The sequence below is a fragment of the Acidovorax sp. 22279 genome (genome assembly GCF_052045435.1).
GTDB classification, from domain to species: Bacteria; Pseudomonadota; Gammaproteobacteria; order Burkholderiales; family Burkholderiaceae_C; genus Acidovorax; species Acidovorax delafieldii.
Genome location: NZ_JBQEOV010000005.1, coordinates 44,434 through 69,408, shown reverse-complemented (window position 1 = coordinate 69,408; position 24,975 = coordinate 44,434). Strand labels below are relative to the sequence as shown.

Annotated in this window: 23 protein-coding genes; 12 read left to right on the top strand and 11 right to left on the bottom strand. The window is 66.7% G+C overall.

Translation table 11 applies throughout. From position 1 onward, the window contains the following. Positions 1-11: 11 nt before the first annotated feature. Genes ACTJKQ_RS08265 through trpE form a run of 4 tightly spaced genes read right to left on the bottom strand, consistent with a single transcriptional unit; the run spans position 12 to position 3,092 of the window. The gene (locus ACTJKQ_RS08265; RefSeq protein ID WP_440596664.1) at positions 12-677 is read right to left on the bottom strand and encodes a LysE family translocator; all 666 of its coding nucleotides are present in this window, start codon (positions 675-677) and stop codon (positions 12-14) included. Then, entirely contained in the window at positions 677-1,264 is a 588-nt protein-coding gene (locus ACTJKQ_RS08260; protein WP_436076890.1) for an aminodeoxychorismate/anthranilate synthase component II, read from the bottom strand. The genes ACTJKQ_RS08265 and ACTJKQ_RS08260 overlap by 1 nt, the downstream gene beginning before the upstream one ends. Beyond that, the gene (locus ACTJKQ_RS08255) at positions 1,261-1,596 is read right to left on the bottom strand and encodes a chorismate mutase (protein WP_121941203.1); all 336 of its coding nucleotides are present in this window, start codon (positions 1,594-1,596) and stop codon (positions 1,261-1,263) included. Before ACTJKQ_RS08255 ends, ACTJKQ_RS08260 begins: the two co-directional genes overlap by 4 nt. Next, the gene (gene trpE / locus ACTJKQ_RS08250) at positions 1,593-3,092 is read right to left on the bottom strand and encodes an anthranilate synthase component I (RefSeq protein ID WP_440596556.1); all 1,500 of its coding nucleotides are present in this window, start codon (positions 3,090-3,092) and stop codon (positions 1,593-1,595) included. Before trpE ends, ACTJKQ_RS08255 begins: the two co-directional genes overlap by 4 nt. A 363-nt stretch (positions 3,093-3,455) precedes the next feature. Here trpE and ACTJKQ_RS08245 point away from each other — a divergent pair, with 363 nt between their 5' ends. Both ACTJKQ_RS08245 and ACTJKQ_RS08240 read left to right on the top strand, forming a co-directional pair. Then, positions 3,456-4,055, top strand: a complete 600-nt coding sequence (locus tag ACTJKQ_RS08245) for a chalcone isomerase family protein (protein WP_015016056.1) — start codon at positions 3,456-3,458, stop codon at positions 4,053-4,055. Positions 4,056-4,335: 280 nt separating this feature from the next. Continuing rightward, positions 4,336-5,985, top strand: a complete 1,650-nt coding sequence (locus ACTJKQ_RS08240) for a methyl-accepting chemotaxis protein (RefSeq protein ID WP_116748151.1) — start codon at positions 4,336-4,338, stop codon at positions 5,983-5,985. A gap of 19 nt (positions 5,986-6,004) precedes the next feature. On the opposite strand, the gene gph is transcribed toward ACTJKQ_RS08240, so the two are convergent. From gph to ACTJKQ_RS08225, 3 genes are all read right to left on the bottom strand, one after another. Then, positions 6,005-6,715: a phosphoglycolate phosphatase gene (gene gph, locus ACTJKQ_RS08235; protein ID WP_436075838.1), complete on the bottom strand. Its 711-nt coding sequence runs from the start codon at positions 6,713-6,715 to the stop codon at positions 6,005-6,007. 79 nt (positions 6,716-6,794) lie between these two features. Next, positions 6,795-8,318: a hypothetical protein gene (locus ACTJKQ_RS08230; RefSeq protein WP_440596555.1), complete on the bottom strand. Its 1,524-nt coding sequence runs from the start codon at positions 8,316-8,318 to the stop codon at positions 6,795-6,797. A gap of 2 nt (positions 8,319-8,320) precedes the next feature. Continuing rightward, positions 8,321-9,670 carry an SPFH domain-containing protein gene (locus ACTJKQ_RS08225; protein WP_440596554.1) on the bottom strand — a complete coding sequence of 450 codons (1,350 nt, stop codon included), beginning with the start codon at positions 9,668-9,670 and terminating at the stop codon, positions 8,321-8,323. A 230-nt stretch (positions 9,671-9,900) separates the two neighbouring features. On the opposite strand from ACTJKQ_RS08225, the gene ACTJKQ_RS08220 reads away from it, so the two are divergent. From ACTJKQ_RS08220 to ACTJKQ_RS08210, 3 genes are all read left to right on the top strand, one after another. Beyond that, positions 9,901-10,599, top strand: coding sequence for a response regulator transcription factor (locus ACTJKQ_RS08220; protein ID WP_056747842.1), 699 nt, complete (start codon positions 9,901-9,903; stop codon positions 10,597-10,599). Then, positions 10,596-12,770, top strand: a complete 2,175-nt coding sequence (locus ACTJKQ_RS08215; protein ID WP_440596553.1) for a sensor histidine kinase — start codon at positions 10,596-10,598, stop codon at positions 12,768-12,770. The genes ACTJKQ_RS08220 and ACTJKQ_RS08215 overlap by 4 nt, the downstream gene beginning before the upstream one ends. Positions 12,771-12,897: 127 nt before the next feature. Continuing rightward, positions 12,898-13,290: a hypothetical protein gene (locus ACTJKQ_RS08210; protein WP_440596552.1), complete on the top strand. Its 393-nt coding sequence runs from the start codon at positions 12,898-12,900 to the stop codon at positions 13,288-13,290. Positions 13,291-13,359: 69 nt separating this feature from the next. Here ACTJKQ_RS08210 and rpe read toward each other — a convergent pair whose 3' ends face one another. Continuing rightward, positions 13,360-14,040: a ribulose-phosphate 3-epimerase gene (gene rpe / locus ACTJKQ_RS08205; protein ID WP_056065278.1), complete on the bottom strand. Its 681-nt coding sequence runs from the start codon at positions 14,038-14,040 to the stop codon at positions 13,360-13,362. 88 nt (positions 14,041-14,128) lie between these two features. On the opposite strand from rpe, the gene apaG reads away from it, so the two are divergent. The 7 genes from apaG (at position 14,129) to ACTJKQ_RS08170 (ending at position 21,094) form a co-directional block, all read left to right on the top strand. Further along, complete coding sequence (gene apaG, locus ACTJKQ_RS08200; RefSeq protein ID WP_056748068.1) at positions 14,129-14,536, top strand: Co2+/Mg2+ efflux protein ApaG; 408 nt, start codon at positions 14,129-14,131, stop codon at positions 14,534-14,536. A gap of 88 nt (positions 14,537-14,624) precedes the next feature. Then, a complete protein-coding gene (locus ACTJKQ_RS08195) occupies positions 14,625-16,643 on the top strand; it encodes a site-specific recombinase (protein WP_192422365.1) in 2,019 nt (672 codons plus the stop codon). Between the two features lie 158 nt (positions 16,644-16,801). Further along, complete coding sequence (locus ACTJKQ_RS08190) at positions 16,802-18,064, top strand: cation:proton antiporter (protein ID WP_056065273.1); 1,263 nt, start codon at positions 16,802-16,804, stop codon at positions 18,062-18,064. Then, positions 18,054-19,181, top strand: coding sequence for a YbdK family carboxylate-amine ligase (locus tag ACTJKQ_RS08185; protein ID WP_056065271.1), 1,128 nt, complete (start codon positions 18,054-18,056; stop codon positions 19,179-19,181). Before ACTJKQ_RS08190 ends, ACTJKQ_RS08185 begins: the two co-directional genes overlap by 11 nt. 56 nt (positions 19,182-19,237) lie before the next feature. Next, on the top strand, positions 19,238-20,212 hold the full coding sequence (thiL, locus tag ACTJKQ_RS08180; protein WP_440596551.1) for a thiamine-phosphate kinase: 975 nt from the start codon (positions 19,238-19,240) through the stop codon (positions 20,210-20,212). Between the two features lie 120 nt (positions 20,213-20,332). Then, the gene (locus ACTJKQ_RS08175) at positions 20,333-20,536 is read left to right on the top strand and encodes a YgaP family membrane protein (protein WP_056065267.1); all 204 of its coding nucleotides are present in this window, start codon (positions 20,333-20,335) and stop codon (positions 20,534-20,536) included. Between the two features lie 6 nt (positions 20,537-20,542). After that, positions 20,543-21,094: an RNA polymerase sigma factor gene (locus tag ACTJKQ_RS08170; RefSeq protein ID WP_440596550.1), complete on the top strand. Its 552-nt coding sequence runs from the start codon at positions 20,543-20,545 to the stop codon at positions 21,092-21,094. Between the two features lie 23 nt (positions 21,095-21,117). On the opposite strand, the gene ACTJKQ_RS08165 is transcribed toward ACTJKQ_RS08170, so the two are convergent. From ACTJKQ_RS08165 to ACTJKQ_RS08155, 3 genes are all read right to left on the bottom strand, one after another. After that, positions 21,118-22,434, bottom strand: a complete 1,317-nt coding sequence (locus ACTJKQ_RS08165) for a ferredoxin reductase family protein (RefSeq protein WP_440596549.1) — start codon at positions 22,432-22,434, stop codon at positions 21,118-21,120. A 153-nt stretch (positions 22,435-22,587) separates the two neighbouring features. Beyond that, a complete protein-coding gene (locus ACTJKQ_RS08160; RefSeq protein ID WP_440596548.1) occupies positions 22,588-23,769 on the bottom strand; it encodes an Acg family FMN-binding oxidoreductase in 1,182 nt (393 codons plus the stop codon). 33 nt (positions 23,770-23,802) lie between these two features. Beyond that, positions 23,803-24,843 carry an NAD-dependent epimerase/dehydratase family protein gene (locus ACTJKQ_RS08155; RefSeq protein WP_440596547.1) on the bottom strand — a complete coding sequence of 347 codons (1,041 nt, stop codon included), beginning with the start codon at positions 24,841-24,843 and terminating at the stop codon, positions 23,803-23,805. Between the last annotated feature and the right edge of the window lie 132 nt (positions 24,844-24,975).

Sequence of the window (24,975 nt, the reverse complement as noted above, 5' to 3'; positions counted from 1 at the left end):
TCTCCTGGTATTTAAGCGGAGGGCTGGTCCGTCAGGGCCAGCTTGAGTCCGAAGCCGATGAACATGGCACCGGCCACGCGGTCCAGCCAGTGCATGCCGCGCTGGATCACCCCGGCGCGCCGTGCCATCCACGATGCCGCGAGCGCCCAGCCCACGTTGACGGGGATGGCGTTGAGGTTGAACAGCACGCCCAACAGCACAAAGGCCAGCGCCTTGTTGTCCGCGCCCGGCGCGATGAACTGCGGCACAAAGGCCAGGAAGAAGATCGCGACCTTGGGGTTGAGCACATTGGTCCAGAAGCCACTGAGGAACACCTTGCGCAGCGGTGTGTGCTGCGCAGGGGCCGCCTGCGCGGCTGCCAGCGCTGCGCTGTTGCCCCCATCGGCACCGGGCTTGGACAACAGCATGCGCACACCCATCCACATCAGGTACGCTGCACCGATCCACTTGAGCACGGTGAACGCCGTGGCCGATGCGGCCAGCAGCGCGCCCACGCCCACGGCCGCCGCAAAGATGTGCACAAAACACCCGGCCGTGATGCCCAGGCCCGCCACGATGCCCGCGCGGGTGCCGGACTTGAGCGCGTTGGTCACGATGTAAAGCACATCCGGCCCGGGCGTGAGGTTGAGCAGCCAGCCTGCGGCAATGAACATCACCAACTGGTGGGTGTCGATCATCATGCGCGCTGCTCCAGAAAGTTCTTGAGCATGGCGTGGCCGTGTTCGGTGAGGATGCTTTCGGGGTGGAACTGCACGCCTTCGATCGCCAGCGTCTTGTGGCGCACGCCCATGATCTCGCCGTCCTCCGTCCAGGCCGTCACCTCCAGCACATCGGGGCAGGTGGCGCGCTCAATGGCGAGGGAGTGGTAGCGGTTGACGGTGAATTGCTCAGGCAGGCCCGCAAACACGCCCTTTTGCGTGGTGGTGATGACGCTGGTCTTGCCGTGCATCAGCTCCTGCGCGCGGATGATGTTGCCGCCGAAGGCCGCGCCAATGCTCTGGTGGCCCAGGCACACGCCCAGGATGGGCAGCTTGCCGGCAAAGTGCTTGATCGCGGCCACGGAGATGCCCGCCTCTGCGGGCGAGCAAGGGCCGGGCGAGATGACGAGGCGGTCGAGCTGGCCCGCGTTGAGACGCGCCTCGATCTCGGCCACGGTGATCTCGTCGTTGCGGAACACCTCGACCTCGGCACCCAGTTCACCAAAGTACTGGACGATGTTGTAGGTGAAGCTGTCGTAGTTGTCGACCATCAAGAGTTTAGTCATGCGGCGCTCCCGGCAAGGGCGGGCTCGCGCAGACGGGCGAACTCGCGGTGTTCATAGGCAATGCAGGCTTCCATGAGGCTGCGGTAGATGGCTTCCATCACGTCGGCGTCGCCGCCTTCGGTTTGGGCGCGCTCGCGCACGCGGGCCACGATGGCCTCGATGCGCGCTTCATCGCGCACCTGTTCCACACCTTGCTTGATGCGGGCGGCCTGGGTCATGTAGCCCACGCGCTCCACCAGCAAGGGCACCAGGACGTCGTCCAGCGCGTTCACTTCGCGGCGCACGTCCTGCATGGTGGCGCAGGGTTTGACTCGGGTGATAGCGAGGGTCATTCCAGCCCCTCCTCGACCAGTTCGGCGGCGCGCAGCAGCGCACGGGCCTTGTGTTCGGTTTCTTTCCATTCCAGCTCGGGCACCGAGTCAGCCACCACACCGGCTGCCGCCTGCACGTAGAGCGTGCCGTTCTTGATGATGCCGGTACGGATCGCAATCGCCACGTCCATGTCGCCCGCGTAGCTCAGGTAGCCGCAGGCGCCGCCGTACAGGCCGCGCTTGGTGGGTTCGAGCTGGTCGATGAGTTCCATGGCGTGCACCTTGGGCGCGCCGGTGAGTGTGCCGGCGGGGAAGGTGGCCTTGAGCACATCCATGCTGGTCATGCCGTCGTGCAGGATGCCTTCCACGTTGCTCACGATGTGCATCACGTGGCTGTAGCGCTCCACGGCAAAGGCCTCGGTCACCTTCACGGTGCCGGTTTTGGCGATGCGGCCGATGTCGTTGCGCGCCAGGTCGATCAGCATCACGTGTTCGGCACGTTCCTTGGGGTCGTTGATGAGTTCAACCTCGGTGGCCTTGTCCTTCTCGGGTGTGGCGCCGCGCGGGCGGGTGCCCGCCAGGGGGCGGATGGTGACCTTGGTGCCTTCGTCGGTCTTCTCTTGACGCACCAGGATCTCGGGGCTGGCGCCCACCACATGGAAGTCGCCAAAGTCGTAGAAGTACATGTACGGCGACGGGTTCAGCGAACGCAGCGCGCGGTACAGCGACAGGGGCGATTCGGTGTAGCGCTTGTGGATGCGCTGGCCCACCTGCACCTGCATGAAGTCGCCTGCGGCAATCAGCTCCTTGGCGCGCTCCACGGCGGCCAGGTAGTCGGCCTTGGCAAAGTCGCGCTGGGCGGGGTGGCTTTCGGTGGCCTTGACTACGGGGGCGCTCACCGAATACTTGAGCTGCTCTTTCAGCTCGCGCAGGCGCTTCTTGGCCTTGGCGTACGCCTCCGGCTGGGCCGGGTCGGCGTAGACAATAAGGTACAGCTTGCCCGAGAGGTTGTCGATGACGGCCAGCTCCTCGCACTGCAGCAGCAGGATGTCGGGGCAGCTCAGGGTGTCGGGTGGGCAGGTGGTCTCCAGCTTCTTTTCGATATAGCGCACCGCGTCGTAGCCGAAGTAACCGGCCAGGCCGCCACAAAAACGCGGCAGGCCGGGGCGCAAAGCCACTTTGAAACGCTTTTGGTAGGCCTCGATGAAATCGAGCGGGTTGCCTTGCGCGGTCTCGACCACCTGACCGTCGGTCACCACCTCGGTCCTGGCCTGGTCGCCAAAGCCGCTGGCGCGCAGCAGGGTGCGGGCGGGCAGGCCAATGAAGCTGTAGCGCCCGAAGCGCTCGCCGCCCACCACGGATTCGAGCAGGAAGCTGTGCTTGCCGCCGTCTTTGGTGTGCGCCAGCTTCAGGTAGAGCGAGAGCGGAGTTTCCAGGTCCGCAAAGGCCTCGGCCATGAGCGGAATGCGGTTATAGCCTTCGCTGGCCAGGCTTTTGAATTCAAGTTCTGTGATCACGGGGAGGGCTCCCAGCTGTCGCAGCGCGTGTCCCTGTGCAATAGAAAGGGGGCGCTGCGGTCCATTCAATCGGCCTCACCGCATCCGGGTGGAGGCCACGGGTGCACGCTGGGGCTGCTGCCCAGGTGCCATCAGGCGTTCAAAGCGACAGGCTGACGCCAGGGCCAGGCTCCCCGGTCGCTGCAACCTGTGATGAACACGTGGTGAATGAACATGGGCCAAAGTGTAGCAAAGCTTTTTTAGCGGGCTGATTTGACAGCCCTCACAGCGAGATCGCACAACCGCTCGAAAACCCTGTTGCGGCCCGACAGGAGCGCTGCAACAATTTGAAACGAACGACCGTTCTTTTTTAAGGAGCTGCGCATGAAATTCCTGACGCGATGCGCTGTGATGGCGGGAGCTTGCCTGTTGGCAGCCAGTGCCATTGCCCAGCCCATTACCGTGGCCGACGTGAAGTACGAAGAAACCGCCAGCCTGAGCGGCAGCACCCTGCAGCTCAACGGCGCAGGGGTGCGCTACAAGGCAGTGTTCAAGGTGTACACGGCGGGGCTGTATCTTGAAAAGAAAGCTGGCACACCCGCCGACGTCATGGCCCAGAAGGGCCCCAAGCGCATGAGCATCACCATGCTTCGCGACATCGACTCCACAGAGCTGGGCAAGCTGTTCTCGCGCGGCATGGAGGACAACATGGACCGCGCGGCATTCTCCAAGCTCATTCCTGGCGTGCTCCGCATGAGCCAGATCTTCTCGGACCACAAGAAGCTGGTGGCGGGAGACCAGTTCCAGATCGACTGGATTCCGGGTACCGGCACCATCATCACCGTCAAGGGCAAGCCGCAGGGAGAGCCCTTCAAGGAACCCGAGTTCTTCAACGCGTTGCTGGGTATCTGGCTGGGCAATGCGCCAGCTGACTGGAAGCTCAAGGACGCGTTGCTGGGCAAGACCGCCCAGTCATCGTCCTAGTTGTCCTAGGGCAAACACCCACGCCCTCCCGGCAAAGGCTGTCGCGCGCCCGACAGACGCACCCCCTACCCGGGAGTAGCCTGTGCCTCAGTCCCCGCTCCAGCCATTGCACAACCTTTCCAGCCCTTTTTTGACAACGCGACAACCGGCCTCCCGCTGCGTGCACCCGCAGCGCCCGAGACCACGGCCTGAACCGAGCTTTGTGCGCTATCCGCGCCCCGCAACGAGCCGTCTGTAACGCCCCTTCTGCCCCCAGCCCCCTTACGCGCCAGACACCACCATGAAACTCAGCAACCTTTCCGTCGGCCTGCGCCTGGGCGCATCCTTCGGCGCCATTCTTCTCATCACGGCTCTCATTGCGGCCACAGGGATGTGGCGCATTGCCAGCCTGCAAAGTGCCAGCGAGCGCGTCGCCACGCAGGAGATCGAGCAGCAAACCCTTGTGGAGGACTGGGCGTCGGACATCCGTCTGAACTGGGTACGCACCGAGGCCTTCCTCAAGGCCATCGACCGCGACTACATGGACAAGCTCACCGCCGATACCCAGGCGACAGCGAAGGGCATGGAAGCCAAGGTCAAGCGCATTGAGGCACTGGTGCAAGGCGACCAGGCCAAGGGGCTTCTGGCCGCAATTGCGACGGCCCGGCAGGCCTACAACGACAAGCTCAACGAAATCCGGGAACTGCACCGCGGTGGCGAACCCAACGTGCCCGCCCTCGTGGACAAAGACCTGCGCCCGCTGGCCGACAAATACCTTCAATCCCTCGACGACCTGCGCAAAACCATGGCCGCCCAGCTGGCCGAAAGCCAGGCAGACACCTCCACCCTGGCCAAAGCCAGCCAGGTGCTGTTGGGCGTAGGCACGCTGGTGGCCGTCGCGCTCGGCGCATTGATGGGCCTGACCGTCACGCGCTCCATCGTGCGCCCCTTGCAGCAAGGCCAACAAGCCGCCGAAAGCATTGCAGATGGCGACCTGACCCACCCCATTACCACCAGTGGCAATGACGAAACCGGCCAGTTGCTACAGGCACTGTCCACCATGCAATCGCGCCTGGCCACCATCGTGGGCAACGTGCGCAACAGCGCCGAGGGCGTGGCCACGGCCAGTGCCGAGATTGCATCAGGCAACAACGACCTGAGTGCCCGCACAGAACAGCAGGCCAGCGCACTGGAGGAAACCGCAGCCTCCATGGAAGAGCTGGGCTCCACCGTGCGCCAGAACGCCGACAACGCCCGCACCGCCAACCAGCTGGCCATGAGCGCCAGCACCGTGGCCGTGCAGGGCGGGGATGTGGTGGCCGAGGTGGTGGACACCATGAAGGGCATCAACGACAGCAGCCGTAAGATCGCAGACATCATCAGCGTGATCGACGGCATCGCCTTCCAGACCAACATCCTGGCGCTGAACGCGGCTGTGGAGGCCGCACGCGCGGGCGAACAGGGTCGGGGCTTTGCCGTGGTGGCGGGCGAGGTGCGCAGCCTGGCGCAACGCAGCGCCGAGGCCGCCAAGGAGATCAAGGGTCTGATTGGAACCAGTGTGGAACGCGTGGAGCGCGGCACGGCCCTGGTGGACAAGGCCGGCGCCACGATGACCGAAGTGGTCAGCGCGATTCGGCGCGTGACCGACATCATGGGCGAGATCAGCGCTGCCAGCAGCGAACAAAGCCAGGGCGTCTCACAGGTCGGCGAGGCCATCACGCAGATGGACCAGGCTACCCAGCAAAACGCCGCCCTGGTGGAACAAAGTGCGGCCGCCGCCGATAGCCTCAAGACCCAGGCCGGCCAGCTGGTGGATGCCGTGGCAGTGTTCCGCCTCTCGGACAACGCCACGCGCCCCAGCAGCACCGCGCCCGCCCCCGTGCGCAGCAATCCCCCCGCTTCATCACGTCTGGACTACCGCAGCGTGGCGCCGCGCCAGCTGACCGCCTGAACAGGCAGGCTCGGCCAGCTCAGGCGAGCTGCGCCAGCGCATCCACAAAACCATCGGCATCCACGGCCCGCACGGGCTGGCCGTGGTTGTAGCCATAGGTGACCAGCACCACCGGGCAGCCCGCAGCCCGCGCGGCCTGTGCATCGTTGCTGGAGTCGCCCACCATGAGCGTGCGCGCAGGGTCGGTACCCAAGGCTTCGCAGGTCTTGAGCAACGGCAACGGATCGGGCTTCTTGCGCTCGAACGAGTCGCCACCGAAGACCTTCTCGAAATAGCCGTCAAGCCCCTTGGACTGCAGCAAGGGCAGCGCAAAGTCCCGGGGCTTGTTGGTCAGACAGGCGAGACGCAGACCCCGGGCGCGCAAAGCCTGGAGCCCCGCCTCCACACCGTCATACACCCCGGCATACTGGCCATTGATGGCGAGATAGTGGCGTTGGTAGCTGGCCCAGGCCGATGGATACAACGCTTCAATTTCAGTAGCAACAGAGGCATGATTTATCTGCGCCAGCACGTGGTGGAGCACTGAACGCAGCAAATGCTCCGACCCCTTGCCCACCATGTGCTCGATGGTCTGTGCCGCAATCGACGGCAGCTCCAGTTCGCGCAGCATGCGGTTCAGTGCCTCGTTGAAATCACCCATGGTGTCCACCATGGTTCCGTCCAGGTCGATGATGGCGGCGTCCACGCCGGTGAGCAATGTGGACAGCGAGGGGGTAACGGCGAGAGACATTGGGCAAGCATTCGGAAAGAGAAGACGGGACCAAGTTTACGGAACCCGTCAAATCCTCCCCTGGTCTGCCTTGCTTCGTTCACCGCAGACTGAGCGTCTCGCGCTTCCACGCAGGGTCCTGCCAGCGCTGGAACAGGGGCAGCGCTGCCACATCGCCCGTCACGCGCTCGGTGGTCAAGCCCTCCAGCCGCACCACCTCAAAACTCTTGCGGTAGCGGCCCTGGCCCCGGGCTTCGCGCGCCACCAGCATTTGTTGGCCGCCAGGCACCCAGCCCGCCCATTCGGCCACGCCGGTTTCGGGCGTGGCGGCGGCAGGCGGCAACACATCGGCCAGCCAGCCGCCGTCCGTTTTGCGCAGCACCCACAGCTCGCGCCAGCCTTCCATGGGCTGCACGGCCAGGGCCACGGCCGTGCCTTCACGGTTGGTGCTGGCCGATGCAGTCCACACCACGCCGTAGGTGCAGCGGCGCAGCAGCGGGGCCTTGGCGCTGTGCTGCGCGTCCACCAGCAGCACGCAGGTTTCGCCGGGGGCGCCGGGTTCGGTCAGCAGTGTGGGGCGTGCTCCGGCGGCGGTCGCGACAGGCGTCGCAGCAGGCACCAGCGCCCAGCGTACGGCGCTCACGCGCATGGCAGCGTCGTTGTAGGCGCTCTGGTCCTCGTCGGGCAGGTCAACCTTGTTCACGCCAGTGAATTCCGTCAGGGCGCGTGCGGCGGCTGCGGCCACAGCCGGGTCAGCCGCGTTCCTGCGCGCCTGCTGGAAGGCTGCAGTACCCCACACGCTGGCGCGGCGCATCTGCACCCGGTTGCGCAGGTAGCCGGGCAGGCCCGCCACGTCCACGCGCTCCAGCACCTCCGCCTGCCAGGCGGTGACCTTGGCACGCTCGTGTGCGGGCAGGTCGGGGTTGATGCATTCGGGGCGGGTCAGCGCCAGGACGGCACGTGCGCGCTGCTCGGCATCGGCCACGGGCATGGCCAGCAGGCGGCGAAAGGCCTCGCCCTCGTAGCAGACCTGCATGCGGCCTTCGACCTCGTAGGTGGCAAAGCGCACGCCGTAGCCATTGGCAACATCCAGGTGTGCCGACAGCACGGCGCCCGAGGCCTTGCCCGGCACGGCCACCGAGGCACGGCGGGCCAGGCGGTCGGCAAAGGTGCCCAGGGCATCGAAGGCCTGGGCACCCTCCACACCCGCCAGGGCCTTGGCGGGCGCGGCTTGCAAGTACGCGGCGGTCAGGCCAATGCCCAGCGCTTCGGCACCCGGCGTGTCCTGCACAAAGCGCATCACGGCCAGCAGCGCGGGGCCGTCGGCCTCGGTCAGAGCCACGCGGCGCACATCGCTGGCGCGGATGAAGCCACCGCGCTCACGCTTGTGGTCCCACACCTGCAAATAGTCGAGGCGTTCGCCGCGCACTTCGAGCACTTCGCCCTGCCACAGGCTGGCCTGCTGCTGGGCACCGTCACGGGGTGCGGCGCGCAGACTGGCCTGGTCTTGCACCACGATGGCGCTGCCCTGAGCGCCGGGCGATGGCTGGGGGGCGGCCTCGGCCGCCACGGTCACTGCAGCGCTGGCAACGGCTGCCAACAAAGTTGCGAAGGTGGCGTTCATGTTCACTGCTCCACGGCTTGGGTAGTGGTGGCGTCGTCGGCCACGGCTGCAGCATGGGCTGCACCGGCCTGGGCGTTGCGGTTGCCGCCCAGCAGAGCAGCACCGATGAAGTCGCCGTTGGTAGGCGGGGGCGCGATGATGACCTGGATCTTGTCCGAGAGCTTGTCGGCCAGCGTCTTCTGAATGAGCAGGGGGTGTTTGGTCACCAGTGCGCCTTCGCGGGCCATTTGCTCGGCGTTGACCTTGCCCACGCGGTCCATGCGGTAGGCCTCGGCCTCGGCCAGCTTCTGGCGGGCGTCGGCCTCGCCGTTGGCTTCGATGCGGCGGGCCTGGGCGGCGCCTTCAGCAGCTTTCACGCGGGCCACACGTTCAGCTTCAGCTTCAAGCTGGCGCTGTTCGATCTGGCGCTGCTTGAAGGGCAGCACGTGCTTCATGGCCTCTTCCTGGGCCTTGGCGGCGATGACCTGCTCACGCGCGGCGGCTTCGGCGGCCACTTCGCGACGCACCTTGTCGGCGTTGGCGTCCAGCTCGGTTTCCTTCACGCGCTTGTCTTTCAGCTCCAGCGTGTAGCGCATTTTTTCGGACGCCAGCTCTTCGGCCAGTAGGCTGTCCATGCCACGGCGGTATTCGGCGGGCAGGTCCACCTTGCCAATCTGCAGGCTGCGCAGCGTCACGCCATCGGCCGCCAGGCGGGCGCGCAGTTCGGTTTCGATGGTCTGTGCAATTTCGGCGCGCTTGGACGAGAAGATTTCGCGCACCGTGTAGCGGGCAAACACCTTGTAGACCAGGCCCTGCACGGCAGGCTCCACGATGTTGACACCCACGTTGTCGGGCAGGTTGCCGGCCTTGACGGCGGGCGAGTTGGGGTCCAGCGCATAGCGGACGCTCAGGTCCAGGCCCAGCGACAGGCCTTCCACCGACTGCAGCGGCGCGCTGCCCGTGGCCTGGCGCATGGCTTCGGGGCGGTAACTCTGGTCACGCAGCGAGAACACGCGCACCGTGTGCAGGCCGGGCACCACCCACACGCTGCCATCGCGCCACAGGCTCACGGCACCGGTGAACTGATTCAGGCGCACACCCAGGTCGCCTTGCGCCAGGTGTTGCACCGGCGGATTGCGGTACACCATCAGGCCTGCAGCGGCCACCACAGCGCCAGCGGTCAGCCAGCGCACGGTGCGGGCGGTGGGCAGCAGGTAGGCCCAGTTCAGGTGAGGGGCTTCGGCGCCGCGTGCATCGGCTGCCACAGGGCTTTGCAATTCAGCCTCCAGCACGGGCTCCGTGCCTGCTTCGGACAAAGGGGTAGAGCGGCGGCCCTTCAGGGTCTGCACGATGCGATTCCAGGTGGCTTTCATGGTGTTTCTCTCTCAGGTTGGTTCGGTGTTGTTGTCGTTTCTGAGCCGTCGCCGTGGCTGGCTCATTGAGGACCGATTGTTCGAATCCACCCCGGAAGCAACAACGCAGTGCAGCCCCCAATGCGCTCACACCGGTCGCACGAACCTTCCGGTCCCGGAAGAAAAACTCACACCGCCCAGAACGGGGCGCCGGGATAATCCACCCACCCCTCTACTGCCCCGCCCTGCCCATGACCCGCATTGCCGTGATCGAAGACGACCTGCCCACCAGCAACCAGTTGGCCGGGTGGATACGCAGCGCCAAGAGCGGCATCGTCATCGACCAGTGGTTTACCCGCGACGAGGCCGAGGCCGCGCTGGCCCGCGAGCACTACGACGCGGTGGTGCTGGACATTGAGTTAGGCCGCGAGCGCCATGCGGGCGTGGCCCTCATCAACGCCATCAACAAGCTGCGCCAGGGCACGCCGGTGCTGGTGGTGTCGGCCATGCCTGCGGCCATCTACCGCAGCATCATGAAGGCGCTGGACGCGTGGGACTACCTGCAGAAAACCACGTTCGAAGAGGCCGATTTCATTGAGACCTTTCTCGACATCCTGCGTACCACACAGGCCCAGGCCCCAGCCAGCGCGCCCTCCGCCCCCGTGGGTGATGCACTGGTGCTGGACCCGCTGTGGCAGCGCACCCCCACTTGGCGCGGCGAGCGCATCAACCTGCCACTGACGGCCCAGCGCATCCTGGCCACGCTGCACCAGCGCAGTGGCGAGGTGGTGTCGTATGACGAACTGTTCGAGGTGGTGAAAAGCGGGCGCAATCGTGACAACGTGCGCAAGCATGTGAGCACCATTCGCGAGGCGCTGCGTGAAGTGGACCCCGGATTTGAAGGCATTGAGAACGTGCCCATGCGCGGCTTCCGCTGGGTCGGTAAATGAAGCGCCTGCTGCGCCGCCCCGCGCTGGAGATGCCCCGGCTGGGCCTGCCCGCGTTCCGCCTGCGCATTCTGGTGCGCGGGGTGTTCGTGCTGCTGGCACTGGCCACGGTGGTGCTGAGCGTGGTGGTGCTCAAGGACGAAAAGGAGCGCGCCTGGCAGGCTTACCAGCATGGCTTTGTGCGCAGCCAGGCCGAGGTCATGGCGCGGCTGCGCCACCCCTCGGGCCAGTTGGCGCTGCTCAACGCCAGCCACCTCAGCCAGGGCGTGACGCCGCTGGCGCCGCTGCTGCTGCCCTATGCGGCCATCGACTTTGACGACCCGCAAAAATCACAGCAAGCCGTGGAGATGGCGGGCTGCTCCGTGCAGTACCCCGATGGCGCCTCAGTGTGCGTTGCGATTGGCAACAACCCCTATGCGGGCGGCTTCATTTACCTGGTGGGCAGCTTCTATGCCGGCGAGCTGATACCCCGCGAGCGCGGCGCCTTGGTGCCCGCCGAGGCGCACCGCGCGCGCATCAGCCTCGACATGCGCGGTGCCACCTACCGCTGGATTGCGCCGTATGAGGCCATGCCCCCACAAGGCAGCGCGGCCGTGCGCGGGCGCCTGACGGGGTTTGTGGACAACGGCACGCCGCAGCTCGAAGCCCGCGCGCGGCCGGTGCGCGACTTTCGCGGCTGGCTGTGGCAAAACGGCCAGTGCCGCGACCTGCCGCCCCCATCGGCCAGCTCGCCCGCTGGCGAGGCGACCACCACTGACTGCCTGCGCCGCACCCACTACTCCATCCGCCTGCCGGTCGAACTGTTCCGCGAAGCCCTGTTCCGCAAGGACGAGCGCCTGGTCTGGCCGCCGGAGGACCTGGGGCAGATGCGTGTGCGGGTGGAGATGCTGGCGCCGGGCGAGGACACCAAACCCCTGTTCGACAACGACGCACCCGGCGCGCAGCTGGCCGCATCGCTGGGCGACCTCTCGCGCAGCCTGTTGCCGGGCGAGCGTGTGCAGATCCGCAAGCTGGGCAGTGACGAGGCCAGCGCCATCACCCTCAAGGGCGTCGAAGTGCAGGCCGATCCCTCAGCCCCCTGGCTGCTGCGCCTGATCCGCTGGCTGCCGCTGGAGGCCGCAGGCGTGGGCCCGGCAGCAGCCACGCCCGCAGCCCCCACGGCCCTGGACATTCTGGACACACCCACGGGCAATTACGTGGTGAACTTCACCGGCCACCTGCGCGGCGTGGAGCAAGGCCTGGCCGCTGTGGCCACGCGCCTGTCGTGGTACCTGGGCGCCATGCTGGGCGCCATTGCGCTGACCTGGCTGGTGGTCGAGGTGGGCCTGATCCGCCGCGTGACCGCCCTGACCCGCCGCGCCGCCGCCGTGTCGTACAACGTGCAGCCTGGCCACACCGGCCCCCGGCTGGGCGACCTGGATGTGTCGGACCTGCGCGGCTCGGACGAGCTGGGCATTCTGGCCGGGGGCCTGGCCGATCTGTTGCAGCGCGTGAAGGACGACCTGCAGCGCGAGCAGCTGCGCGCCCAACAAGAGCGCGACATGTGGCACGCCGTAGGGCACGAGATCATGTCGCCCCTGCAGTCGCTGATGGCGCTGAACGGCCCACAAGACCCCGGCCACCGCTATGTGCAGCGCATGCAGCAGGCCATCCACGTGCTCTATGGCACAGCATCGCCCGCCGAAGCGCTGCAGGCCGCCGATGTACCCGAGGGCCGACTGGACCTAGATGCCTTCTTGCGCAACGTGGCCGACAACGCCCACTTTGCGAGCATTCTGGATGTGGTGTACGACCTGGGCCCAAGCCACCCTGGCCCGGTCATCGTGCGGGCCGACGAGTTTGCGCTCGAAGACGTGGTGACCCACATCTTGCGCAATGCCGACCGCTATCGCCCCACAGGCAGCCCCATCAGGCTGACGCTCACGGCGTCAGAATCCACCGCCAGCGCTACGCTGCACAATCAGGGCTCCACCATTGCAGACGAACTGCTGGAGCGGATTTTTGAGCTGGGCGTTTCCGACCCCGCCAGCCCCACCCCGCTGGGCGAGGGCGAGCACCGGGGCCAGGGGCTGTTTGTGGCCAAAACCTACATGGCCAAGATGGGCGGCACCATCAATGCGCGCAACACGTCTGATGGCGTGGCCTTCATCCTGACCTTTCAGCGACTGGGCTGACCCAGCCCAAGACGCGAAGCGCGCGCACGGGCAAGGGCGGCTCTGTCCGACAGGGGCACATGGCCCCGGCGCCTACCCTGCAGGCATAGGTTCAGACCATCGTCTGCCATTGCCTCAGGAGCCCTCCATGAAACGCCTTCGCTTTGCCACCTCTATCTTCACTGCGGCATTGCTGCTGGCCTGTGCGGGCGCATCCGCTCAAACGCCGCCGCAGGACGCGCGGACACGCTACGAGCAGGAGCGGGAAAAGTGCATGACCAACAACACCCAGGACAGCCTGGCCACCTGCCTGCACGAGGCCAACAACGCACTGGACGCTTCCGGCAAGGGCGATCTCAGCAACCCTGGAGCCGCCGCCACCGACAACGCCACCCAGCGTTGTGCAGCTTTCCAGACGGCTGCTGACCAGGCGGATTGCATGCGCCGCGTGCAAAGCAGCCCGGCGAGTGGCTCGGTATCCGGCGGCGGCGTGCTGCGCGAATCGACCACGACGACCATCACCGTGCCTGCGCAACAGTAGCCTGACCCGCTATTAGGTGCGGTCTGTCACAAAGGCATCCGCGCCCAATCTTCGCAGCGACCCAGGCGATCAGCCCAAGGCCACACGCATCGCGTCGATCACGCCCCGGTAGTCCGGCTTGCCAAAGATGGCGCTGCCCGCGACAAAGGTGTCAGCACCCGCGTCAGCCACGCGGCGGATGTTGTCGGTCTTGATGCCGCCATCGACTTCCAGACGAATGTCCTTGCCAGAAGCATCAATGCGCTTGCGCACAGCTTCGATCTTGCGCAGCGCGGAGTCGATAAAGCTCTGGCCGCCAAAGCCGGGGTTCACGCTCATGATGAGGATGAGGTCGATGTCGTCGATCACCCAGTCCAGCACGTCCAGAGGTTCGGCAGGATTGAACACCAGGCCAGGCTTGACGCCTTTGGACCGGATGGCCTGGATGCTGCGGTGCACATGGCCCGAGGCATCGGGGTGGAAGCTGATGTAGTCAGCACCCGCGTCGGCAAAGGCAGCGGCCAAGGCATCCACGGGCTGGATCATCAGGTGCACGTCAATCGGCACGGCCACGCCCACAGGCGTTTTGGCGTGTGGCTTCAAGGCCTGGCAGACCATGGGGCCAAACGTCAGGTTGGGCACGTAATGGTTGTCCATCACGTCAAAGTGAATCCAGTCGGCTCCAGCGGCAATGACATTGCGCACTTCCTCGCCCAGGCGGGCAAAGTCGGCGGAAAGGATAGAGGGGGCGATTTGGAATGTGCGGCTCATCCCTCGATTGTCGCAAAGCGCAGAACCACTGGGGTTTTGGCACTTGGGAGTTGCCCACACACGGGGCGGCACGGTTACCATGCGGCCCATGCCAAAGTACCAGTTTGACGTGGAAGTGCTGCCCGAATACCTGCCCGAGCAGTCTGCGCCGGACACCGGGGTGTTCAGCTTCGCCTACACCATCACCATCACCAACGCAGGGGACGCGCCCGCCCAGCTGATCTCGCGACACTGGATCATCAGCGACGCGCGCGGCCACACCGAAGAGGTCAAGGGCCTGGGCGTGGTGGGACAGCAGCCACTGCTCAAGCCGGGTGAGTCGTTCCAGTACACCAGCGGCTGCCGCCTGCGCACCTCCAGTGGCACCATGCACGGCACCTTCCATTGCGTGGCCGAAGATGGCGAGCCTTTCAATACCCCGGTGCCCTTGTTCGTGCTGGAGGCGATCAGCCACGGCCCGTCGGGTGAGCCCCTGAGCGGCCGGGTGCTGCATTGAAGAACCATTCCCACAGCCCCCATGCCCACCCTTCCATGGGACCGCTATCCATCGGATGGGCGGCTTTTCCTATGGGGGCCGGCCACCCATGAAAAATTCCGCCGAGCCCAAAGACCTGGCCCACCTGCTGGCGGCGCTGGACCCTGCCGCCGACCTGGCCCATCGCCACCTCTGGCTCATCCACCTGCTGGACTGGGTGCGCGGCAAGCGTGATTCGGTGCCTGCCGCGGTGGGCCGGGTGCAGCTTTTCATCGATGCAGTCGCGGCGCGGCCCGATATTCAGCAACGGCTGCAGGCCTGGTGGGCGACGCTGGTGGACCAGGTAGACATCACCACCTTGCTGGCGGACTTTGGCTTTGCACCCCGCACCGCCCTGGTCAGCGAGATGGCCGAACGCCTGCGCACCAAGCTGCTGCCGGGCAGCCCGGAGACCATCGATGCGTCCGAACTGTTCATGCTGGCCTTGCCCAGTGCGTTCGACGCGCAATGGCTGGCCGCGCTGGATGAAGCCACCCTGAACCGCCTGGTGATGTTGCTGGCCCAGGACAACGCCGATGAGCGCCCAGGCGGCGCGACACGCTGGCACCGCGCCTTGTTGGATGCCATCACCTACTGCGCAGGGCAAATCCTCTCGACCGGCTTTGCACCCGAACTGCGACTGCGCATGAGCGAATCTGCACGGGAGGCACAACCCTTCCACGCCCTCATCCGCGACGTGGAAAGCCTGCGGGTCGAGGTGCTGCACGCGCTGCGCACCCCCGACCGGCTGGACGCATCCGCCCAGCGCCTGCGCGAACGCCTGGAGGCCTGCCGCGCGGCGGCTGCCACCGTCTATACGCATTTCGAGGACAACGGCATTTCGGTGGGGCTGGTGTTCCGGCTGCGGCAGCTGCGCGAGCGCATCTTGCGCGTGCGCGTGTTGCTCGACTGCCTGCTGTCCGCGCAGCCCGCAGTCACTGCGGCGCAACTCATGGCACAGCTGGTGATGGTGGGACAGGAGCGGCGCAGCCTGCGCGCGCTGCTGGCCTCCAACTCCTCGCTGCTGGCAGCCAAGGTGGCCGAGCGCAGCGCCGAAACGGGCGAGCACTACATCACCCGCACCAGTGCCGAATACCGCTCCATGCTGCGCAAGGCGGCAGGCGGCGGTGCGCTGATGGCCTTCACCACACTGATCAAGTTTGGCCTGTATGCGCTCGCGCTCTCGGCCTTCTGGGGCGGCTTCATGGCGGGCATCAACTATGCCGTGAGCTTTGTGTTGATCCAGTTGCTGCACTTCACGGTGGCCACCAAACAACCTGCCATGACCGCGCCTGCCATGGCGGCCAAGCTCAAGGAGCTGGGCACCGGCGATGCGATCGAGTCGTTCGTGGACGAGATCACGCACCTGGTGCGCTCGCAGGTGGCTGCTGTGCTGGGCAATGTGCTGGTGGTGTTCCCGGCCGTGCTGGCGCTGGCTGCACTGATTGCACTGGCCACGGGCCACCCGGCCATCAGCGAGAAGCAGGCCGAGCATGTGTTCGAGTCCCTGCACCTGCTGGGGCCGTCGCTGTTCTTTGCCGCCTTTACCGGGGTGCTGCTGTTTGCCTCCAGCATCATCGCGGGCTGGACAGAGAACTGGTTTGTGCTGCACCGCATGGACTCGGCCCTGCACTACAACCCGCGCATCACCGGACTATTGGGTGCCGAGCGCGCCGCGCGCTGGGCGCGCTTCCTGCGCGAGAACCTGTCGGGTTTTGCAGCCAACATCTCGCTGGGTTTCATGCTGGGCCTGGTGCCTGCTTTCGCTGCGTTTTTCGGCTTGGGGCTGGATGTACGGCACGTCACCCTCTCCACCGGGCAGGTGGCGGCCGCCGGCGCCACGCTGGGTCTGCAGGTGCTGCAGTTGCCCGCGTTCTGGTGGGCAGTAGCCTCGCTCCCGTTCCTGGGCGCACTGAATGTGTCGGTGAGCTTTTATCTGGCCTTCAGTCTGGCGCTGCGTGCACAGAACGTGAGCGGCGTGGACCGCTCGCGCATCTATGCCGCCATCCGCGCCCGCCTGCGCACCGCGCCGCTGAGCTTTTTTGTGCCCGAGCGGCGGGGGCCACTGGCGACAACGGCACAGGGCTGAGGCGAAACCGCCGCCTCTGTCCTACAAGGGCGGAGTGTTTCCGCCTGTAAATTCAAGGGCCCAACGCCCCAGCGCACCCCGTCCCATCTGCGGAGGGCCTGTGCGCCGGGGCCTCCACTCCAACGGGCAGCGCCCGTCTGACGCAGAGGTCCGATGACATGAATGAAATCCTGAGCTTTTGGGCGCAGTGGCTGCGCCCCTCGGCCGGGCTGCCCACGGTGCAATGGTCACTGCTGCTGGCGGTAGCCGCCATGGCAGGCTATCTCACCCAACGCCACACCGGCCTGCCCAAGGTGGTGGGCTATTCGCTGGTGGGCACGGCAGCCGGCCTGGCAGGCTTCAGCGGTGCAGTCTGGCCGCTGCAGGGCATTGGCCTGTTCCTGCTGGAGCTGGGCGTGGCCATTGTGCTGTTCGAATGTGGCGGCCGTATCCCGCTGCGCTGGTTCCGCCACAACCCCATGGTGCTGGTGCAGAGCATTGCCGAATCGGTGCTGACCTATTTCGCGGTGTACTGGGTGCTGGTGTGGCTGCAGCTGCCGCCCCAGGCGGCTGGCCCGCTGGCCCTGGTGGCGCTGGCGGCATCTCCTGCAGTGCTGACCCGTGTGGTGGCCGACACCCGTGCCGCCGGCCCGGTGACCGAACGCGCCATTGTGCTCACCACCCTCTCCACGCTGTATGCCCTGACCCTGGGCAGCGCCAAGGCAGAACTCATCAACCGCCAGAGTCTCACCGTGCTGGAGGCCGTGTCGCCCGTGGTGGTGGTGCTGGGCGTATCGATCGTGGTGGCCGCCGTGCTGGCCCTGGTGCTGCGCATGGCGCTGCGCTTCATGAGCCCCACCAGCGAAAACACCTCCATGCTGTTCCTGGCCCTGGTGGCTGCAGGCACGGCAGTGGCCGCTCACATGGGTGGCTCGGCACCACTGGCCGCGCTGCTTGGGGGCATGCTGCTCAAACAGCTCAACCCGCGCCCCTGGGCCTGGCCGCGGCAACTGGGCAATGCATCGTCCCTGCTCACCATGCTGATGTTCGTGCTGGTTTCCACCGTGGCAGCGCAGGCCGACTGGAGCGCGCCCGTGGCCGGTGTGGTGCTGGCCCTGATTGCCGTGCGCCTGCTGGCCAAGGCCACCGGCGTGGCGCTGGGCAATGTGGGCAGCGGCGCCAGCTGGAAGCAGGCGCTGTGGGTGGGCTGCGCGATGACCCCCATGTCCTCCATCGCCCTGCTGATCGCCTCGCAGTTTGTGCTCGCGTCGCCTTCCACCGGCCATGTGATCGCGGGTGTGGCGCTGCCCGCCATCTTGCTGATGGAGGTATTTGGTGCCGTCATTGCCACCGTGGCCATTTACCGTGCGGGCGAAAGCTCCAAACCCTGGGCACCCCTGACCCGCAGCAACAACAACGGAGAGTCCCCCCGTGAGTCTTGAAGCCTTCACCCATTCCGAGCCGCTGACGCTGGGCGTCGAGCTGGAGCTGCAGCTGGTCAACACCAACGACTACGACCTGGCGCCCTACGCCGAGGACATGCTGCGCCTCATGAAGAAAACCCCGCTGCCCGGTAGCGTGGTGCCCGAGATGACGAACAGCATGATCGAAATCTCCACCGGCATCTGCCACTCGGCCAGCGAGGTGCTGGGCCAGCTCACGCCCATCCGCGATGCGCTGGTCAAAAGCGCCGACAAGCTCAACATTGCCGTGGTGGGTGGCGGCACGCACCCGTTCCAGCAGTGGCACGAGCGACGCATCTACGACAAGCCGCGCTTTCGCGAGCTGTCCGAGCTGTACGGCTACCTGTCCAAGCAGTTCACCATCTTCGGACAGCACGTGCACATTGGCTGCCCGGATGCCGATGCGGCGCTGCTGATGCTGCACCGCATGTCGCGCTACATCCCGCACTTCATTGCACTGTCGGCGTCCAGCCCCTATGTGCAAGGGCAGGACACGGCCTTTGACTCGGCCCGGCTCAACTCGGTGTTTGCGTTCCCCTTGTCGGGGCGCGCACCGATGGCGCTGACCTGGGACGACTTCACGACCTACTTCAACAAGATGACCCGCACGGGCGTGGTCAAGAGCATGAAGGACTTCTACTGGGACATCCGCCCCAAGCCCGAGTTCGGCACCATCGAGATCCGCGTGTTCGACACGCCGCTCACCATCGAGCGCGCGGCGGCCCTCGCAGGCTACGTGCAGTCGCTGGGCGCGTGGTTCCTGGCCGACCAGCCCTTCATGCCTGAAGAGGACGACTACCTCGTGTACACCTACAACCGCTTCCAGGCCTGCCGGTTTGGCATGGACGCGGTGTATGTGGACCCGGCCACGGGCGACCACATGCCGCTGCGCGAGCACATCCTGCGCACCATGGACAAGATCGCAGGCCACGCGGCCGTACAGGGCGCATCAAGCGCCATGCACATGCTGCGCACCGAGGTCGAGGCGGGGCAGAACGATGCCCGCTGGCTGCGCCAGCGCCAGAGCGAAGAGCAGCTGCTGGCCGAGGTAAGCCGCCAGGCAGCGCAGCGCTTTCGCGGCGCGGCAGCCGGCTGAGAATCTGGCACGCCCCTCCACCAGCTGCCCGCTCTTATCCCACTCACAATCGGGGCATGGGTGAATTTGACTTGATTGCGCGCTACTTCACGCGCCCCGTTCGCCACGCCGTGCTGGGCGTGGGCGACGACTGTGCCTTGCTGGCACCGCGCACCGGCATGCAGCTGGCCATCAGCAGCGACATGCTGGTGGAGGGCCGCCACTTCTTTGCCGACGTGGCCCCCGAAGCCCTGGGCCACAAGGCGCTGGCCGTGAACCTGTCCGACCTGGCGGCGTGTGGTGCCAAGCCGCTCGCGTTCACGCTGGCCCTGTCACTGCCCCGGGTCGATGAGGCCTGGCTGGCGGGCTTCTCGCGCGGGCTGCTGGCGCTGGCCGACGCCCACGGCTGCGAGCTGGTGGGTGGCGACACCACGCAGGGCCCGCTCAACATCTGCATCACCGTGTTTGGCGAGGTACCCACCGGCCAGGCCCTGCTGCGCAGCCGCGCACAGCCCGGCGACGACATCTATGTGAGTGGCACGCTGGGCGACGCCCGGCTGGCGCTGGAGGCGCTGCTCGGCCACATCGCCCTGCCCGCCGAGGTGATGGCCCGCGCCCGCCTGCGGCTGGAGCGCCCCACCCCGCGCGTGGCCCTGGGCCTGGCCCTGCGCGGCGTGGCCACCAGCGCCATGGATGTGAGCGACGGGCTGCTGGGCGACCTGTCGCACATCCTCCAAGCCTCGGGGGCAGGGGCCTGTATCGACACCTCAAAAACTATAAATTTGATAGCAGCAAAGGAATATTCGACTAGCGCAATCAGCCCATTGGACCCTGAACTGGTCCACCAATGCACCCTGGCGGGCGGCGACGACTACGAGCTGGCCTTCACCGCCCCGCGCGCGCGGCGTGACGCGGTGGCCGCCTCGGCGCAGGCAAGCGGCACACCCGTCACCCGCATCGGCACCGTGCTGGCTGAGCTAGGCCTGAGGCTGGTGGACGCGCAGGGACAGGCGGTGGAGAACCGTTACGCCTCGTTCGACCATTTCCGGTGACGGGTGGCGGCAGGCAAAAATTTTTTGCAACCCATGAATCCTTTTGCGCAACCAGCCGCTCTTGGTAGGGAAGGTGCCCTGTGCCGGCGCCTTCATTTCCCCACCAAGGAGTTTTTCACCATGCTGTACCGCAAGAACATCACCCGCCCCGAAAGCCTGCTGCGCGTTGCAGGGGGCGTCGCCCTCATCGCTGCAGGCCTGTGGTGGATGTCCGCATCGCCCCTGGGCCTGGCATTGGCCGCCTCGGGCGTTGGCAGCATCCTGAGCGGCGCGTTTGGCTACTGCCCCGCCTGTGCCATGGTGGGCCGCAAGCCTGTCGAGTGACCGCCCATGGCCACCACCCACCCAGCCCCCACCGTGGCCCAGCTGCTGCCCGCTGCACGCAGCGGTGACGCGGCGGCCATGGAGCAGCTGCTGCGCCTCACCCGTCCCGACATCCGCCGCTATGCGCTGCGCCACTGCGCCGCCACCACGGCGACGGACGACGTGGTTCAGGAGGCGCTCATCATCGTGTACCGCCGCGTGGGCGCGCTGCGCGAGGTAGCGGCGTTCGGCGGGTGGGTGGTGCGCATCGTGCAGCGGCTGTGCATGCAGCCCATGCTGGCCTGGCTCAAGGGCGTGCCGCTGGCGCAGGTGGAAGACAACCTCGCCTGGTCGCACCGCCCCGACCACGAACTGCGCCATGACCTGGCCCTGGCCATCGACTCGCTGCCGCCCCTGTACCGCGAGGCCCTGCTGATGCGCGACTTCGAGGAGCTGACCATCGAGGAGATGGCGCAGCGGCTGGGTGTGACGCGCGAGGCGGCCAAAAGCCGCCTGCACCGCGCGCGGGCCCTGGTGCGGGAGTACCTGGCACCCACGGACCGCACCAGCACCATGTAGCGCTGCAGCGCAGAGAACCCGCCTCAGCGCATCTGGAACAGCTCCTGGTGAAAGCGCGCAGGCGAGCGCCCCAGCTGCTCCATGCCCTGGCGCACCGCCTCGGCAAAACCCTGCGGTCCGCAGAACCACACACTCGCCGCCGGGCTGGTGCCCGCGAGCAACGCTGCGGGTGTCACCGGCCCGGCGTTGTCGCTGTAGTGAATCTCCAGCGTCACGCTGGGCAAGCGGGCACACAGTGCAGCCATGCGCTCGGCAAACACCGCCTCGCCCGCATGGCGCACACAGTAGTGCAGGTGCACCCGGGGCGCCAGCGCGGGCGTGGACTGCATCGACTCCAGCCAGGCCATGAACGGCGTGGCGCCAATGCCTGCGGCCACCCACACCTGCTCGGTGGCGCTGTCGCTGCGAAAGTCAAAGCAGCCATACGGCCCCTCGATGCTCACCGTCTGGCCCGGCTGCACCTGCAGGGGCAATTGCCCCGTGTGATCGCCCAGCGCCTTGATGGCAAACCGCAGCACGCCGTCGCCCTGGTCAGCATTGAGCAGGGTGAAGGGGTGCGCCCCCTCGGCACGGCCAAAGGTGACAAACGCAAACTGACCGGCCGCATGCTTCCAGCCACTGGCGGGGCTGACCTGGCAGGTCACCTCCAGCACCCCAGCCCCCTGGGGCGATACGCTCACCACACGGGCTGCATGGCGGCGGCGGCGCCCGATGGCCCCGGCCAGCGAGCGCACGGCGCACAGCGCCCCCACCAGCGTGCACAGGCCCACCAGAACACCTGCAGGCTGTTGCCACCAGGCGGGCGGCGTGAGCACCACGGCATGGAAGGCCAGCACCAGGTACACCACGGCCAGCAGCTTGTGCAGGTAGCGCCACACGTGGTACGGGAACCGCTGCCACAGCGTGACGACCAGCATGGCCGCGAGGAACCACACGGCCCACTCCCCCATCTCCTCGGCCAGGTGGCGGAAGGTGTTGAGCCACCAGTCCGCGCGCGGCGCGCGCACCGGGCGACCCACCCAGGCGGCCAGCAGGCTGCGCGACAGCTGCAGCCCGTAGTGCAGCAACGCCAGAACGATCGCGCCGATGCCCGCCCACTTGTGCAGGCGGTAGCTCTTGTCCAGGCCGTCCAGCGGCTTTTCCAGCCACGCGGGCCGCACGGCCAGCACCATGATCAGCGACATGAGTGCCCAGGCCGATACCCCACTGAGCAGGATCAGCTGGTTGCGCCACCACCAGACATCACCCCACGCGGGCGGCGCAGGCTGCGGCACCCACAGCGCCAGCAGCCACGCCGTACATGCCAGCACCAGGGAGCCCCCCAAGACCTTCTTCCACATCACCAGCCCCAAACACTTGTTGCAATGCAGCAAATATAGAAACCTGCGATGAACGCCACCTGAACGGTGTGTGAAGCAGCGGCAAAGCGCTGCAGCTTGTGGCCGGAGGTTGATCTGCATCAGCCCGCTGCGCGGGCGCCAGCCTCCCCGCAATCAAGCCCGCACAAAACGCGCGAGCGGCCTGCGCGGCGTGGCAGGCACCTCGCCCTGCGGGTAGCCCATGCGGCAGAACATCTGCACGGTGGGCTCCTGGGGCGTGCGCGGCGCGGGCCGCCCCAGCAACAGCTGGTGCACGCGCTCGAAGTGCGGGGCCATTTCGGCAAACTCCTGCACCGCCTGGCTCATGGGGTGCATGCCCACACCCAGCGCCGTGGCCTGCAACTGTTGGCGCACATACAGGCGCCCGGTACGGATCTGGTCGCTGCGGGTGTTGGGACCGGTGATCCACACAAAACCCATGGCCGTGCGGCTATGGCCCTCAAAACGCCCCATGGCGCTTTTGTAGGCGGCGCTGCCTTCGGCCGGGGGCTGGGTGCGGTCGAACATGCCCAGAGCGTCCACGGCGCGCACAAAAGGCGAGTTGATCGAGATGCCATCGCGGTGCTGCAGGATTTCGCCTGGCCCCACGCGCGTGAGCTGGATGCTTTCCATCATGGTGCGCGGCGTGAGCAGCTCTACCCGGGCAGATTCCCAGCACAGCGTGCGCAGCGCGGGCAACTGGTCGGCGCTGACGGTGCCGCCCACGCGCAGCGGGGCTTCAGCCGGTGCGCTGCCCAGCAACTGGGCCAGCACCCCGGGCGCGATGGCCCGGGTGGTATCGAAATCCGTCTTGGGCGTGCGACGCAGCAGCACCTGCGCAAACAGCGGGTCGGGCTGGCCACCAGGCTTGAGGGTGATGCGCGCCACGGGGCGGTCGTCCCAGTCCTTCAGGGCCGCAGGCATCTCGCCCTGCGGCCACAGCAACACCTCGCTGGCCACGCCTTGCTGAGCCAGCGCCATCACCAGCAGCTCCAGAAAGGCGCCGTGGCCGATCAGGATCTGGCGCCCCCACGGATCCGTCTGTGGCAGCACCCGCGCAGGGTCGGTGCGCAGGGTGATGACACCGCTCTCGCGCAAGTCCACCAGCCAGGGCTGCAGGTTGTGCGAATTGGGTGCGGTGATGGCATAGGCCACGGCACGGCGGCGCAGGTCGGTCTCGCCCACCGGACCTTTCCAGGCCTCCACCGCCTCGGCGGGATAGTGCGAGCCCACGGCACCACAGGCGACCAGCGTGCCCACAGTAGCGGCGGCGATGGTGCCGCCCCCTGCCAAACGGATGAAGTTGCGACGGTTCATGAGAATGCTCCGGTGGTTCAAGAGGTGATGCGGTCAGGCCAGCGCGGCGCGGATTGAACGGGTGGACACCAGCCCCAAATCGACCAGCGCCTGGCGCACGGCCTGATCGAAGGGGGTGTGTGGCTCGTCGCCGATGAGCGCGCGCAGGCGGGTGTTGTCCAGACGGTGGGGCGTGCGCCACAGATAGCGCATGTCCGCCAGCGCAGCGAACGTGGGGGCCACCAGCCCCATCACGCGCAGCAGCGGCCACGGCAACTGGCCCACCCGCAGCGCGCCCGCATCGGGCAACCAGCCCTGCTCTGCTGCAATCGCCGTGAAGCTGTGCAGCCACTGCTGCGCGGTAACGTGGTGCCCAGCGAAATGCAGGCACTCGAAGGAGGCCAGCCGGTCACGCTCTTGCGCCACGCGCACGAAGGTGCTGGCCAGGTCGGGCAGGTAAGCCCAGGGCGTGGCCACATCCAGCGGGCCGGGCCAGGTGATGCGGCCCCGGGGCAGGTCCTTGGCAATGGCCTGGTCGATCCAGCTGCCCGTGCCGCTGCCAAAAAAATCCCCGGCGCGCAACACCACAGCACGTAACTCGCCCTGTCGCGTGGCGGCCTGCAGCCGCTGCTCCAGCTCCACCCGCATGCGGCCCTTGAAACCGGTGGCGGCCTGGGGTGTGTCTTCGCGCAGTACGGGCGGCATGGCTTCGCCAAAGTTGTAGACGTTGCCCGGCAGCATCAGCGTGGCGCGCAGCTGGCAGGTGACGGCGATGGCCGCCTCCATCAGCACCGGTGCCTGCTCGCGCCAGGCCTTGTGGGTGTAGGCAGGGTTGAGCGCATGCACCACCACCTGCGCGCCCTGTGCCTGGGCCGCCAGCGCGGCAGTGTCTTCCACTCCCACCGGCATCCACCACACGCCAGGAATGGCGGGCAATGCAGCGCTCTGCGCACTGGGGCGCACCTGGGCCAGCACCTGCCAGCCTGCCTGCGCAAAGGCGCGGGTGGCCGCCAGTCCCAGCCGCCCCCGGGCGCCCAGGATCAACACGGTGGAGGGATTGTCCGTGGAGTGTGGAAAACGGGTGTGGGTGATCATCTGAGGGCTCCATTCACAAGGGATGGAGCGATTGTGAAAACGCCGGCACCGTTACACAATTGGCTAAGTGTTCATATCAGCAATGCAAATATGAATACCTCTAACCACCCTCCTGCCGCCCCATTGCGGGCA